Source organism: Pseudoalteromonas sp. PAB 2.2, assembly GCF_001938575.1.
Lineage (GTDB): Bacteria > Pseudomonadota > Gammaproteobacteria > Enterobacterales > Alteromonadaceae > Pseudoalteromonas > Pseudoalteromonas lipolytica.
Window position 1 is genome coordinate 85986 of sequence record NZ_LYPI01000009.1, and the last position, 14681, is coordinate 100666.

The 14681-nt window shown below is 42.1% G+C and carries 13 protein-coding genes and 1 tRNA gene; 4 read left to right on the plus strand and 10 right to left on the minus strand.

All coding sequences use genetic code 11. The features are described from left to right. Positions 1–183 precede the first annotated feature (183 nt). Complete coding sequence (locus tag BWD47_RS07160) at positions 184–1386, plus strand: aromatic amino acid transport family protein (RefSeq protein ID WP_075593803.1); 1203 nt, start codon at positions 184–186, stop codon at positions 1384–1386. Between the two features lie 93 nt (positions 1387–1479). Here the strand turns inward: BWD47_RS07160 and ggt are convergent, their stop codons facing one another. Both ggt and BWD47_RS07170 read right to left on the minus strand, forming a co-directional pair. Then, positions 1480–3159, minus strand: a complete 1680-nt coding sequence (ggt, locus tag BWD47_RS07165) for a gamma-glutamyltransferase (protein WP_075593711.1) — start codon at positions 3157–3159, stop codon at positions 1480–1482. A 57-nt stretch (positions 3160–3216) separates the two neighbouring features. Beyond that, positions 3217–3777, minus strand: coding sequence for a GNAT family N-acetyltransferase (locus BWD47_RS07170; protein WP_075593712.1), 561 nt, complete (start codon positions 3775–3777; stop codon positions 3217–3219). 50 nt (positions 3778–3827) lie between these two features. On the opposite strand from BWD47_RS07170, the gene BWD47_RS07175 reads away from it, so the two are divergent. After that, positions 3828–4193 carry a hypothetical protein gene (locus tag BWD47_RS07175; RefSeq protein WP_036967240.1) on the plus strand — a complete coding sequence of 122 codons (366 nt, stop codon included), beginning with the start codon at positions 3828–3830 and terminating at the stop codon, positions 4191–4193. A 54-nt stretch (positions 4194–4247) separates the two neighbouring features. Here BWD47_RS07175 and BWD47_RS07180 read toward each other — a convergent pair whose 3' ends face one another. Beyond that, on the minus strand, positions 4248–6470 hold the full coding sequence (locus BWD47_RS07180) for a TonB-dependent receptor (RefSeq protein WP_075593713.1): 2223 nt from the start codon (positions 6468–6470) through the stop codon (positions 4248–4250). 390 nt (positions 6471–6860) lie between these two features. On the opposite strand from BWD47_RS07180, the gene BWD47_RS07185 reads away from it, so the two are divergent. Together BWD47_RS07185 and BWD47_RS20115 are read left to right on the plus strand one after the other, a co-directional pair. Then, positions 6861–7706 carry a VOC family protein gene (locus tag BWD47_RS07185; protein ID WP_065978099.1) on the plus strand — a complete coding sequence of 282 codons (846 nt, stop codon included), beginning with the start codon at positions 6861–6863 and terminating at the stop codon, positions 7704–7706. Further along, complete coding sequence (locus tag BWD47_RS20115) at positions 7703–7855, plus strand: hypothetical protein (RefSeq protein WP_178387086.1); 153 nt, start codon at positions 7703–7705, stop codon at positions 7853–7855. The genes BWD47_RS07185 and BWD47_RS20115 overlap by 4 nt, the downstream gene beginning before the upstream one ends. Before the next feature lie 70 nt (positions 7856–7925). Here the strand turns inward: BWD47_RS20115 and BWD47_RS07190 are convergent, their stop codons facing one another. The 7 genes from BWD47_RS07190 to ftsH form a co-directional block, all read right to left on the minus strand. Further along, positions 7926–8879, minus strand: a complete 954-nt coding sequence (locus BWD47_RS07190) for a general glycosylation pathway protein (protein WP_065978100.1) — start codon at positions 8877–8879, stop codon at positions 7926–7928. A 174-nt stretch (positions 8880–9053) separates the two neighbouring features. Continuing rightward, a tRNA-Leu gene (locus tag BWD47_RS07195) sits at positions 9054–9138 on the minus strand. A 75-nt stretch (positions 9139–9213) separates the two neighbouring features. Continuing rightward, positions 9214–9561, minus strand: a complete 348-nt coding sequence (gene secG, locus BWD47_RS07200; RefSeq protein WP_036967228.1) for a preprotein translocase subunit SecG — start codon at positions 9559–9561, stop codon at positions 9214–9216. 1 nt (position 9562) lies between these two features. Continuing rightward, on the minus strand, positions 9563–10312 hold the full coding sequence (gene tpiA / locus BWD47_RS07205) for a triose-phosphate isomerase (protein WP_036967226.1): 750 nt from the start codon (positions 10310–10312) through the stop codon (positions 9563–9565). 69 nt (positions 10313–10381) lie between these two features. Beyond that, positions 10382–11737 carry a phosphoglucosamine mutase gene (gene glmM / locus BWD47_RS07210; protein WP_036967223.1) on the minus strand — a complete coding sequence of 452 codons (1356 nt, stop codon included), beginning with the start codon at positions 11735–11737 and terminating at the stop codon, positions 10382–10384. Continuing rightward, on the minus strand, positions 11730–12578 hold the full coding sequence (gene folP / locus BWD47_RS07215; RefSeq protein ID WP_075593714.1) for a dihydropteroate synthase: 849 nt from the start codon (positions 12576–12578) through the stop codon (positions 11730–11732). The genes glmM and folP overlap by 8 nt, the downstream gene beginning before the upstream one ends. A 114-nt stretch (positions 12579–12692) precedes the next feature. Continuing rightward, entirely contained in the window at positions 12693–14639 is a 1947-nt protein-coding gene (ftsH, locus tag BWD47_RS07220; RefSeq protein WP_176714535.1) for an ATP-dependent zinc metalloprotease FtsH, read from the minus strand. Positions 14640–14681: the final 42 nt, after the last annotated feature.

The following is a 14681-nucleotide window of genomic DNA, read 5'->3' on the forward strand; positions in this document are numbered from 1 at the left end:
TGATTATTTTGTCAACTCAAAATTACGACAATGTAGAATAAAATTAAGCCTAATATTTACGCGCCTAACCGTGCTTGTAAATCATAAGTTACAATAAGTTTCTTTGATTTATAACAAAACTATTTAAGTTTTATTAAACAAGTTATATCTTGCATGCCTCTCACGAAGTTTAAGGGTCAAAAAGTGCTTAAAAATAAAACAATAGGTAGCATGTTAATTGTTGCTGGCACCACCATAGGAGCAGGGATGCTGGCATTGCCCATCGCCTCTGCGGGGCTTGGATTCACCACCGCGCTGTCACTCATTTTATTAATTTGGTTTTTAATGACTTACACAGCTCTATTAATGTTAGAGCTTCATCAATATGCAGACAGAGACGCGACACTCAACACCTTGGCTAAATCTTGGTTGGGCAAGCGAGGGCAATGGGTGGCTAACTTTTCAGTTATGTTCTTGTTCTATGCCCTATGCGCCGCATACATAGCAGGCGGTGGTGCACAGTTGCAAGAAAAGCTAAATAATGGCTTGTCACTCTCGCTGGCCCCCCAAGTTGGCTCCGTTATTTTAGCCGTGATCATTGGTACCGTAGTAACACTGGGCACAAGTAAGGTTGATAAGCTTAATAGAGTGCTTTTCACAATTAAAGTGTGCGTACTGGCAAGCTTATTTTATATGCTCACACCGTATGTGCATGGCCAGCACCTACTCGAAATGCCTATTGAACAAGGTTTAATTCTTTCAGCTATTCCGGTGGTATTTACATCTTTTGGCTTTCATGGCTCCATTCCATCGATTGTTAAATATGTGGGTCTCGACATTAAGACTTTACGAAGAGTCATGGTGGCAGGTGCCGCATTACCGCTCGTCATTTACATTTTTTGGCAACTGTTGAGCCAAGGCATAATGAGCCAAAATGACTTAATACAAAGCCAAGGTTTATCTGGCTTTGTTAGCAGTGTAGCAAGTATTGCACATAACCCTCATGTTGCGACTGCGGTCAATGTTTTCGCAGATTTAGCACTCGCCACGTCATTTTTAGGTGTGAGCTTGGGTTTATTTGATTTTTTTGCTGATGCCTTTAAAAAAGGTGATGGCAGTAAAGACCGAATTAAAACGGCATTAATTACCTTTGTTCCGCCCCTTGGTTTTGCATTATTTTACCCACAAGGTTTTATTATGGCCCTTGGCTACGCTGCGATTGCTTTGGTTATTCTGGCCGTATTTTTGCCTGTCGCCATGGTTTACAAACAACGCCGAAGCCAACCTGAAACAGGTTACCAAGTAAAAGGGGGAAATGTTGGTTTAGCACTGGCGGCTTTATTTGGTGTACTAATCATTAGCGCCCAAGGTTTACAGATGGCTGGTGTAATCCCTGCTATTGGTTAATAAAAATCACACACTGAAAAAGGCACCTTTGGTGCCTTTTTTCATTATTTTGAGGGATTAAACGGGTCGCTACCTGCGTTAAAAATTGCTCACTTAATTAGACGAATTAAGGGTATCAAATACCATCGCTTTACCACGACCAGATTCTTCAGATGCGGCATCGAGCTTGCCATCTTTATTGATGATCACATGCATATCACCAAAGTGACGCTCATCAAGTTTGTAGCCCATTTTTTCAAGCGCTTTAATAACCTTTGGCTCAAGCCCTTTATGGTGTCTTATCACGTTTTTAGGCCACAGTTGATGATGAAATCGCGGGCTATTTACGACTTGCTCAGCAGACATATTAAACTCTACCGCATTTAAGATTGATTCATACACTGAACTAATAATGGTGGTGCCGCCCGGTGAACCGGTTACCATTTTCACTTTATTATCTTGTAATAAAATGGTGGGTGTCATTGAGCTTAACATCCGTTTGTGTGGTTGAATTTCATTGGCCTCACCGCCTAATGCACCGAAAACATTCATAACACCTGGTTTAGCACTAAAGTCATCCATTTCATCATTAAGAATAAAGCCTGCTCCAGAAACAACCACACCGCTGCCAAAGCTTAAGTTGATTGTTGTTGTGTTTGCGACCGCATTACCCCACTGATCAATAATTGAGAAATGTGTTGTTTGCTCACTTTCATGTAAACCTGGTTTGATGTTTTCAGTTGTTGAAATTACATCATTACGAATACCCGTTGCACGTTTAGCGAGATAATCATCCGCGAGTAAGGCTGTTTTTGGTACATCGTAAAAATCAGGATCGCCTAAATACTCTGCTCTATCAGCAAAGACTCGTTTGCCGACTTCTGCAAGAATGTGCACATAGCGGGTCGAGTTATGCTCTAAAGGGCCTGTTGGTTTAGCAAGATCATACATTTTTAGCCATTGTAAAATAGCAATGCCCCCTGAACTGGGTGGCGGTGAAGTAAGCACTTCAAAACCACGCCAATGACCTTTAATAGGCATACGCGATTTGGCCTGATAGTCTTTAAGGTCTTGCTCTGTAATGATACCGCCATGCTGTTTCATAAACGTGGCAATTATTTTAGCTGTTTCGCCTTCATAAAACCCCGCCTTGCCATTATCACGAATGCGCTTAAGCGTTGCCGCAAGCTCTGGTTGCTTAAAGGTTTTATTAGCTTTAGCATCAGAAAAATAATCAGCAAAGTTAACTTTTATCGACTTTTTCTGCATTCGCGAAATATATTTTTGGATACTTGAAGCAAGTTTCGGGTGCACAATAAAACCGTCTTCTGCCAACTTTACCGCAGGGTCTACGAGGGTTTTCCACTCTAAGCTGCCATGCTTTTGGTGTGCTAGCCACATTCCGGCAACACTGCCCGGCACACCACTTGCGTGAATACCGTACACTGACATGTTGTCTATCACATTCCCTTTTTCATCGAGATACATATCGCGATGAGCTGCTGCGGGGGCAGTTTCACGGTAATCTATAAAGTCACCTTTGCCGTCTTTTTGAATCAGCATAAAACCGCCGCCACCAATATTACCGGCCTCAGGTAACGTGACAGCCAACACAAATTGGGCTGCTATGGCTGCATCAATGGCATTACCGCCTTGCTCTAAAATTGCCCGTGCAGTATCGCTACTGTAACTGTCTGGCATCGCCACAGCCGCTTGTTTGGCTAATAATGGCGGATGAAAAAATAATACAACGAGAAGCGAGACACTGACCGTGTATTTTATTAAAGTTCGCATACTAATTCCTTTTGACGTTTTTATACTCATTTATACATGCCAAACTACTAAGGTCAATTAGTTACGCTTAAGTGAGGTTAATTCTGCTTTCGGACATGAATAAAGCACCGCTGGTAATTCTCCGTGTTCATCTTGGTGCAGGTATTCTTTTATAAATTTTAGCCCTAGCTTTTTCATTACACTAATCGATGCAAGGTTATCTTTTAGGGCTGTTGCTGAGAGTGTTTTAACTTCGGGGTGTTGACTAACCGCCAATGCAACACTCAAAGCAGCTTCAGATGCATAACCCTGCCCCCAACTAACACGTTTAAAACGCCAACCAATTTCAAGGTCGCTATAATCTGGCTTATCAAAAAATCCCATTGGCCTCACTAACACCCAGCCAATAAACATGTTGTTGTCGGTAACGCTTACCTGCCAAAGCCCCCAGCCCTTTTGTTCATTGCGAAAAGCATTTAAACGGGGGATAAAAGTGTTTTTAATTGTTTGCATTGTTGATACTTTGCCACGGGTTAAATATTTCATTACCTGAGGATCGTTATCAAGCTCGTATAATAATTCTGCATCATTTTCGTCCATTAAACGAAAACTTAGCCGTGTTGCTCTAGCTATATTCATTTTTAAATGCTTATACTGCTTATGGTGTTAATTAACCATTAGAGAAAAATATGAAAAAATTAGCAAGTTTAGTTTTACTAGGATGTATTGCCCTAACGGGGTGTGAAGATGCTGATGAAGCAAAAAAAGACGCAGCCGAAGCGAAAGAAGAAGTTAAGCAAGCTGTCAATGATGCATGGAAAGATGTAAAAGAGGCAACCAGTGAGTTTAACGATGACTCATTACAAGCACTGCTAGCAGAAAGCAAAGAAATGGGTTTAAGCATGTATGACGACGGTAAAGAAATTGCCATAGATGCATGGATCGAGAGTAAAGAAGCCGCTGGTGAACTTTCTGAAAAAACCAAGCAAAAAGCAAAAGAGTTGGCTGAAGAATTAAAAGCAGCCCGCGAAAAGCTTGAACAAGAAAAGAATTAAACTGTAAAAAATAAAAGGGTAAGCCATGCTTACCCTTTTTCATTCACCTTGCGATTAAAGCTCAAATTCTTTTTTGAACTTTAAGCCAAATTCACTGCGGTCATTACTGCGCATAACACCAACAAAACCTGACTGCTGTAAACGACCAACATCGTAAACTTCATTCAATACGTTTTCACCGTATAGCGTCACTTCAAAGTCGCCATTAGGGTTTAAATAAGAAATGTTAAACCCAACAAGTTCACGCGATTCAAAATGTTCACTTTGGTTGTAAACTGATTGGCCTTGCATGTCACTGCGGTACGAATAGTTTGCGTTAATCGCCACCGTACCACCGTTGCTTAAGTCAACAAAGTACGATGGGGCAAGCATAACAGTCCAGCGCGGAGTTAATGCAGGTGAGTCACCTTTACCAATGCCTTGCACTCCTTCGTCAACCTCGGTGATCTCTGAATCTAAGTAGCCAATCGCACTACGCAGTGTAAAGTCATCCGTAAATGCTATCGTTGTTTCAAGCTCGATACCTTGTGCTTTTGACTCGCCAGCATTTTCAACAATCGTTACAAAACCACCCCCGGCTGTTGGATCAGAGAATGGAAGTGCTAAATCGGTATAATCTGTGACAAAAACAGCAAGCATCATAGAAATATCTTCATGCACTTGACCTTTAAGGCCTAGCTCATAGTTAATCGCTTTTGTTTCATCAAATGAGACAAATTGATCAGGACCACCAAATGGACGTGGCGGAAAGCCACCTGTTTGATAGCCTTTTTGAATTTGCCCATACAGGTTCATGTTATTGCTGAGCTGGTAAGACGCGTTTACGTCCCATGTTACCGCATCAAAGTCAGCACTTACGTATTTACGCGTTGCAAAGCTTGGAAATTGTGCATCGGCTTCTTTTTTGTCTTTTGAATAACGAAGACCACCGCCTACTGTTAAGTCGTCACTTAAATCGTAACTTGCGTTGATATACGCTGCGTATGAATTTGTTTCTTGGTTAATATCAAAATAACCATAATTACCAAATGAAGCCGTTGTACCATCATTCAATAATCCGTCTGGCGTGTTGAATGGGCTAAATACAAAAGGCCCTGAGCTTGTAAATCCATCTTCATTAAAGAAATACAAACCAGACACAAAATCCATATTATCGTAGCTACCGTTTAACTGGATTTCGAAAGAATACTGATCGGCACCACCCTCTTCTGGGAATTCAGATAAATTAAGTGCCACGGCATCATCATCAAGGCCGCCTTCATATTCTGAGCTGCGGTAACTGGTGATAAATTTAGTCGTGTAAGTATTATTAATGTCCCAATGTGCTGATAATGATGTCCCCCAGCCTGAGTAAGCCGTTGATTCGATTCCTGCGACAGTCGTTGCTAAATCATCTGGATTACTTGGTAGCATGTCTTCAGTTAAAAGTGGAAAATCACCATTAAATAGATCATTTGCGTCCAACGGTGCCGTTAACTCGATTGTGTAAGGTGATTGACCTGATTCGTTGTCGACGCCATCAACAGAGAAAACAAAAGATAAGTCGCTGTTAGCTTGCCATTTCAACGCCATACGACCACTTAGCTCTTGCTCTTCACCAATTTCGTTTGCTGGATTAACAAGGTTAATTGCCTCACCGACTCCATCACGTTGTTTGTACGACACACTGGCCGACATGCTGACAGTGTCTGTAAGGCTGTTATTAAAATAAACATCACCCGATAAACGATTGCGACTTCCAACTTTAGCCGTTGTCGTTACAATCCCTTCGTCACCAGGTTGTTTAGTAATAATGTTAACTGCACCACCAAGTGTATTACGGCCATATAAAGTACCTTGTGGGCCTCGCAACACCTCAACACGCTCTACATTCGGGAGTGATAAGTTTGAGCCCATTTGACGCCCAAGGTAGACACCATCTAAGTATACGCCTACGCCAGGATCTGTGGTGATCACGTGATCTTGTAAACCAATACCGCGAATAAACACAGAGGCATGCGCTGCATTACCCACACCATAACGGGTAATATTTAAATTAGGCACGTATTTACCAATATCTTCTAAGTTGCTCATATTGGCTTTATCAATCAGGTTTTCACCGATTGAAGTAACCGCTGTTGGCGACTCAAAAATACTTTCTGTGCGTTTGCGAGCTGTGACTTCTATTTTTTCGAATGCATCTTGTTTCGCGGTGGTTTTTTCTTGCTCAGCGAAAGCTGATGAAGATAAGGCAGCTACAACAGCCACACTTAATTGTGAGAAATGACGTAATTTCAATTAAAACTCCAAAGGATACCGTGTGTGTATTTTTACCTGTAAATCGCAGGCATAAAAAAAGACGCTTAGGTATAAGCATCTTTCCTCTGGAGGGACATTATATGTCAATTTTGTGAAAATACGTATAATTATTTTATATTTTATTATTTTTTATAAACTAAATGCATAATATGTATGACAAATTGGATAACTTTTTCACACAAACCCAATTTTTAAAGAAAAATAATTGCAGAATTTCAAAGAGTAACCCACTTTCCGTCTAAATAATCACCACGCTATGCGCATTATCATAGTTCCTTTAGAAAATATTAAAGTGCACTGTTTTTGATTGAATAATAAACAAAAAATAGTCTATGCTGTTACTTGACCCTATTTTGCAAGGAGCATACTTTGAAATTACTATCCCCATTACGCGCTGCGATTATTGTTGCTGTATCGACGGTGTCCCTCGCGGGCTGCCAACTTACCTCCAATGAACTCCCCGCTATTAGTGACTCTGGTACAAAAAACACGGGCCATGTGGTGTGGCATGACTTGATTACGCCAAATTTAGCGGAGTCTAAAGCTTTTTATGGCAAGGTGTTTGGCTGGCAATTTGAACAGGTAAATGACAGCTACACTTTCGCTAAACTCGACGGTAAATTAATTGCAGGCATGGCACAGTTAGATAACACACAAAATGCAAGCCTCTGGTTAAGCCTTATCAGTAGCCAAGATATAACTGATGCCACGAATAAAACACTTGCTGCAGGCGGTAAAGTATTAGTAAAAAGCACTGAAATCAAAGGGCGAGGCACAATTGCCGTATTAGAAGACCCTCAAGGCGCTGTATTTTCATTAATTAATACTGTGAACGGCGACCCCACAGTGAGCACACATGACAATGGGTGGATTTGGCAAGAAGTATGGAGTGATGACCCAATACAAAGCAAAGCTTTTTACCAACGCCTCGGCAATTACTCTTCTAAGGAAAAATCACTTCAACAGCTCAATTACAGCTACCTCGCTGTCGAGGATAAACCCGCCATTGGCTTTGTTAAAAAGCCCGATGCTGAAATCGGTAACACATGGGTTAACTACATTAAAGTCGCCGATGTTGATGCAACATTACTTAAAGTAACGGCTGCAGGCGGGGTTATATTAATGGCACCAAATGAAACCGTTCGCAAAGGAAGTGTTGCTATTATTAGAGACCCAGCGGGTGCAGGTCTGGTCATTCAAGAGGAAATAAAATGAAAAAGCGTTTAATTAAAGTCATCACAGTAGCCGCAGCAGCTATTCTATTAAATGCATGTTCACCTTATGCAAGCCTTAATGTAAACGCCCCATTTAAAGTGGGCCCTGTTTATGTTAACCCAAGCATTGGTGTAGGTGGTTCGTTATAAAAACGACCGTCATAGGGCTCATACGCCCTGTGACGGTATTGCTTTAAGTTATGTGTTTTACGCTGTCTGATTATTGTAAAGAGGTATTAATCTTAGCACGCTGAACTTGGGTTAATATGCCTTCGGCTTTCGCACCTAAATAGACATAAATAGCCAATGCGATTAATAACCCCACCACCGCAAACATCATCAATACCGCAGGCATCACGTATTCTGTTTGACCCAAAGCGGCTTTAAACATCGTAAGTAACGCCTCTATTGACACTGCAATAAGAATGGTTGAGATAAAACGGGTAATAGTGCGACGTGTTGAACTGTGACGAAAGATATCTTTGTGCATTAAAATCTCTTCTTCTAAAATCGTTTTTCCTAGGTCGAAAATAGCAAGGGCTAAGGTAACAAAGATAATAATCGTAAAGGGCTTTAGAGGATCTGAATGTGCCTGCTCGCTCGTAACCAAAGAAAACATGCCCTCGAATACTTTAAATAATAAATAAAATACCAAGCAAAATAAGCAAGCGACAATAAGCCCATACCCTACTTTAAAGTAAGCCGTCATATTCGCTCGTTTCGTATCCCCCATGATGAACTCGATAAGTTCGGTGAGGCACACATCAATAACGACGTAACACGGAGCGCCTTCTTTGAATTGAACAGACTTTATAACCGAAATACATAAATGCCTCGTGGCCGTTGATACATAAGGTGAGGTGAAATGTGCCTCTGTCGAGTTTGATATCGCTGTAAAGTAGGGTCGAGCGCTTAAATCTTGCCCTGCCCCTCTATTAGCTAAGTCTTTCTTATACTGGGGTTTAAAGCACACATTATTACCTAGCTGAATTCCCTGCTTATCTAAACAATACTGCAACTCTAAAAAGGGATACTGTTTAATGAGGGGTTGAACATCTTTTTTTTGAGCAAGCGCTGTATGCACACTTGCCAGAATTGAAAGCAATAAATTTTGAATCAGCCCTTGGTATTCTTCATATCGTTCTATTGCGCTTAAATAACTCATTCTTGCCATAATGGCATCCTCTGGTGAACACACACAAGATAACAAGCAAGGAGAGAACCAAGTTATATATATCTTACAAATCAATGAGGTAGAGTATTAACAGAGGGCGAACAGCACCAAAAAAGTGCAAAAACATACCGAAACGAAAAAAGCCGTGACTTTTAGGTCACGGCTTTTTAAATTTGGTGCGGATGGGGGGACTTGAACCCCCACGGCCGAAGCCACCACCCCCTCAAGATGGCGTGTCTACCAATTCCACCACATCCGCATACAATTCTGTATGATGTTAAGCTGTTTGATTTACTGAGGAGATAAATCGCTTAACAATAATTAGCAACGCTAATTAATTTGGTACGTCAGAGCTTTTCTCTTCTGTCACTGGCACATCAGTTTGTGCTGGAGTAACAGTTTCAACAGCTGGCGCAGCCTCTAGGTTTTCCCACTCGTCCGTCTTTTTAATTTGACCGGCAGTCAGGTTACCTAAAACAATACTTAACACGAAGAAGATCGTTGCAAGAATTGTTGTTGTTTTTGTCATGAAGTTGCCTGCACCTGATGAACCAAACACTGTAGCAGACGCACCTGCTCCAAATGATGAACCCATATCAGCGCCTTTACCTTGCTGGATTAAAACCATACCAACAAGCGCTAAAGCAACAATTAAATAAACTACTAATAAAATTTCGTACATCTTATACGGTCCCTTTTGCACTTTCACAAATAGCAGTAAATGATTCTGCTTTTAGACTTGCGCCGCCTATTAGGCCGCCATCTATATCTGGTTGTGCAAATAATAATTCGCTATTTTTTTCATTCACGCTACCACCATATAAGATGGTTAGCTGTTCAGCTAAATCACTATCCGCAGAAGCAATTTTCTCACGGATAAATTTATGTACAGCTTGCGCTTGCTCAGGAGAAGCAGTCTTACCTGTGCCAATGGCCCAAACGGGCTCGTATGCTACCACAGAATTCTTCAGTGCTGCTACACCTAATTTGTTAATTACAGCATCAATTTGTGCTGCAACCACTAATTCGGTTTCATTCGCTTCACGTTGTTCTTCGCTTTCGCCAACACATAAGATAGGTGTTAAACCAACGTGTTGAGCGCGAGCAAATTTATCCGCAACTACCGCATCAGATTCACCATAAATACTGCGACGCTCTGAATGCCCTACTAAGGTATACGTTGCGCCTAAGTCTTTAATCAGCTGAGCATCTACTTCACCCGTAAACGCACCCGCTTGGTTTTCTGAGACCGTTTGCGAACCGACAACAACATTTTGTTGTTGCAGCGAACTTATCAACGGGAATGGTGGAAACACCACAATATCAAGTTCATCAGACTGAACATTTTTGATAGCGTTTGCTAATTGTTCAACAAGTTCTAACGAACCGTTCATTTTCCAATTGCCTGCTACCATTGGCTTACGTGTTGCCATATTTCCACTCCACATTAGAAAGCGGGCAAGATACTAACTCGACTTGCCCAAAGTTACAAGAGGTTATTGTTATCCCTCGGTTTGTTTGCTCACAGATTCGACAATTTCAGCAATTTTTTGTGCGCTGTCTAGTACTGTTTTCTCTTGATCAGCCTCTACCATTACGCGAACAACAGGTTCTGTCCCCGATTTGCGAAGTAGAACACGCCCTGTATCACCTAATTTTTCTTCGATTTGTGCCACAATATCGATAACAGCTTGTGCTTGCGTTGGATCCGTACCTTGAGGGTAACGAACATTGATCATTTTCATCGGGTATTTTGTAAAGCCAGCACCTAAGTCTTGCAGTGTTTTATTCTGTGCAACCATGGCAGCTAACACCTGCAAACTCGAAATAATACCGTCACCAGTACTAATTAAATCAAGATTCAATACATGGCCTGAGCTTTCGCCTCCGATTTTCCATCCTTTCTCTTGCAAAAGCTCCATGACATAACGATCGCCAACTTTACTGCGAGCAAAATCAATACCACGCGCTTTTAATGCATTTTCAAGCCCCATGTTCGACATGACCGTGCCAACAACACCCCCACCCAACATATCGTCGTTTGCAGCTTGGCATGCAATAATATAAACAATGTCATCACCATCGAAGACACGTCCGTTGTGGTCAACCATCATCACACGGTCACCATCACCGTCGTACGCAATACCAACATCGGCATCATGCTCAAGTACTTTGCGCTTGAGTGTTTCAACGTGAGTTGCACCGCATTCAAGGTTAATGTTGACACCATTTGGTTCACACGCATGACAAATGACTTCTGCACCAAGCTCACGCATAACAGACGGGGCTATATGATAAGTTGCGCCATTAGCACAATCTAATACGATTTTTAGACCCTCTAATGATAAACCTTGAGGGAATTGGCTTTTACAAAACTCAATATAACGGCCATCAGCCGTTTCTAAACGACGCGCTTTACCTAATTTATCTGAAGCTACGCAAGTCATTGGCTCTTCCATCATGGCTTCAATTTCAAGCTCAACTTCATCCGCTAGCTTCAAACCACGACTAGAGAAAAATTTAATCCCATTGTCATGATAAGGGTTATGTGATGCACTAATAACGATGCCAGCTTCAGCACGGAAAGTTTGCGTTAAATAAGCAACCGCAGGGGTCGGCATAGGGCCAAGTAAAACAACATCAATGCCTGCAGCAATAAGACCTGCTTCCAGTGAAGTTTCTAACATATACCCAGAGATACGCGTGTCTTTACCAATAATAACCTTCTTGGTACCAATTTTTGATAATACGCGTCCAGCTGCCCAACCAAGTTTTAATGCAAACTCTGGAGTAATAGGGTATTCGCCCACCATGCCACGAACGCCATCCGTGCCAAAATATTTTCTTGTTTTACTCATTTATAATTCCTTTCTTACATGCTTGCCATACGGTCAACACATCTAAAGTTTCTGAAACATCATGCACACGAATGATTTTTGCCCCATTTTGGGCAGCAATTAAAGCACCTGCTAAACTGCCAGCTAAACGCTCATTCGTGCTTTTATTTAATAAATTACCAATCATGGATTTGCGTGATAAACCCGCAAGGACCGGTAAATTGAATTGATTAAACTCGTCAAACCTATTAAGAATTTCGTAGTTATGCGCGAGCGTTTTCCCAAAACCGAAACCAGGATCTAAAATAATACGTTGTTGCTGAATCCCCGCTTGCTCACATGCTTCGATACGCTCGGAAAAAAAGTCATTAATATCTGCAAATAAATCCTCATACTGTGGATTACTTTGCATCGTGCGAGGTTGTCCTTGCATATGCATCAAGCAAATTGCAACGTCAGGGTATGCAGCTAATACTTCAATAGCACCGGGCTCTTGTAATGCCCTAACATCATTAATGATATCTGCACCCGCTAAAATAGCCTGACGCATGACCTCACTTTTGCTGGTATCAATTGAAATTATACAGTCGCTTGTTTTTCTGAGCGCTTTAACCAGAGGGATAACACGGTCAAGCTCATCTTCCAATGAAACGTCAGGGGCACCCGGGCGTGTCGATTCACCGCCAATATCAATGATTTTTGCGCCTTGTTCTAAGAGTGTATGAGCTTGTTTGACAGCGCTGTCTAGTTGGCAATAATTGCCGCCGTCTGAAAAAGAGTCAGGAGTGACATTTAAGATCCCCATCACAACAGGGGTATCGAGGTGTAAAGTGCGGCCTCGAGGTAAACTAACAGTGGTCATCTATCACCTATACTGCTTCCATGGCGAATGTTTAGGTGCTGCACCTAAACGATTTTTTATGTCGCTACAAAAAAGCCCCGGCAAGCGGGGCTTTTGCTAAACGTATTTTAACGATTATTCAGCTTTGTCATCAAGGTTTGTTTCATCCTTTTTTACTGAATCATCCGATTTTGACTCTTCAGCAACAGGTTCAGCCTTGGCAGCTGGTTTTTTGTCATCTGGACGACGGTCATGCATGTCACGCGGTTCACGCACTGGCTGACGAGCCATTAAATCGTCAATCTGACCTGCATCAATTGTTTCGTACTTCATTAATGCATCTTTCATCGCGTGTAAGATATCAATATTGTCTTTTAAGATTTGCTCAGCACGTTGGTAATTACGATCTGAGAACAAACGAATTTCGCTATCGATAACTTTTGCTGTTTCATCTGACATGCTCATGGCACGGCTTCCACCGCCACCCATGTACATCTCGTTTTGATCTTCAGCATACAGCAGTGGACCTAACTTTTCGCTTAAGCCCCATTGAGTAACCATTTTACGTGCGATGTCTGTCGCGCGCTCAATATCGTTACTTGCCCCTGTGGTTACTTTGTCTTCACCATAAATCAGAGCTTCTGCAATACGACCACCGTAAAGACTAGAAATCATTGACTCTAGTAACTCTTTAGAGTGACTCACACGGTCTTGTTCAGGCAAGTACATCGTAACACCTAGTGCACGACCACGTGGAATAATAGACACCTTATAAACAGGGTCGTGTTCTGGCACCATACGGCCCACAATCGCGTGACCTGCTTCATGATAAGCGGTCATCTCTTTTTCTTGCTCGCTCATCACCATGGTCTTACGCTCTGCGCCCATCATGATTTTATCTTTTGCTGCATCAAACTCAGCCATGCTAACAACACGCTTGTTGCCACGCGCTGCATATAGCGCCGCTTCATTTACCAAGTTTGCAAGGTCAGCACCTGAGAAACCAGGTGTACCTCGTGCAATTACAGCGGCCTCTACGTTATCGCCTAATGGCACTTTACGCATATGCACTTTCAAGATTTGCTCACGACCACGAATATCAGGTAAACCAACCACAACTTGGCGGTCAAAACGACCCGGTCGTAATAACGCTGGGTCAAGTACATCTGGGCGGTTTGTCGCTGCAATAACGATAATACCTTCATTACCTTCAAAGCCGTCCATTTCTACTAGCATTTGGTTTAGAGTTTGCTCACGTTCATCGTGACCGCCCCCCATGCCTGCACCACGTTTACGGCCTACCGCATCAATTTCGTCGATAAAGATGATACACGGGGCTGCTTTTTTCGCTTGTTCGAACATGTCACGGACACGTGATGCACCCACACCAACAAACATTTCTACGAAATCAGAACCTGAAATTGTAAAAAATGGTACTTTTGCTTCACCGGCAACCGCTTTCGCTAAAAGAGTTTTACCCGTACCCGGAGGACCTACCATAAGTACGCCTTTAGGGATACTACCACCCAGCTTTTGGAATTTTGATGGGTCACGTAAGAAGTCCACTAACTCTGTGACATCTTCTTTCGCTTCATCACACCCGGCAACATCAGCAAACGTAGTTTTAACTTGATCTTCGCTCATTAGGCGGGCTTTGCTCTTACCGAAAGACATCGCCCCTTTGCCGCCACCGCCTTGCATTTGACGCATGAAGAAAATCCACACACCAATAAGCAGTAACATTGGGAACCAAGAGATTAAAATGCTGGCGAGGAAAGACTGTTCTTCAGGCTTAACACCTTTAACATTTACATTGCTTTTCAATAAATCATTCAAAATGTCTTTATCATACATTGGCATGATAGTTTGAAAGCGCTCACCATTTGTTTTGGTACCTGTAATGGTGCCGGTTGTGCTTTCAATAGAGACCTCTTGAATAGCGCCGCTACGTGCGTCACTAACAAATTGAGTGTAACTTGTTTGGCGATCTGCTTGATCACCACCATTAAAGCTCTGAAACACTGACATTAGCACAACTGCAATGACCAGCCAGAGTATTAGATTTTTCGCCATATCGCTCAAGGGGTTAACCTCTTGTATCCAATTAATTTAAATTCAACTTAA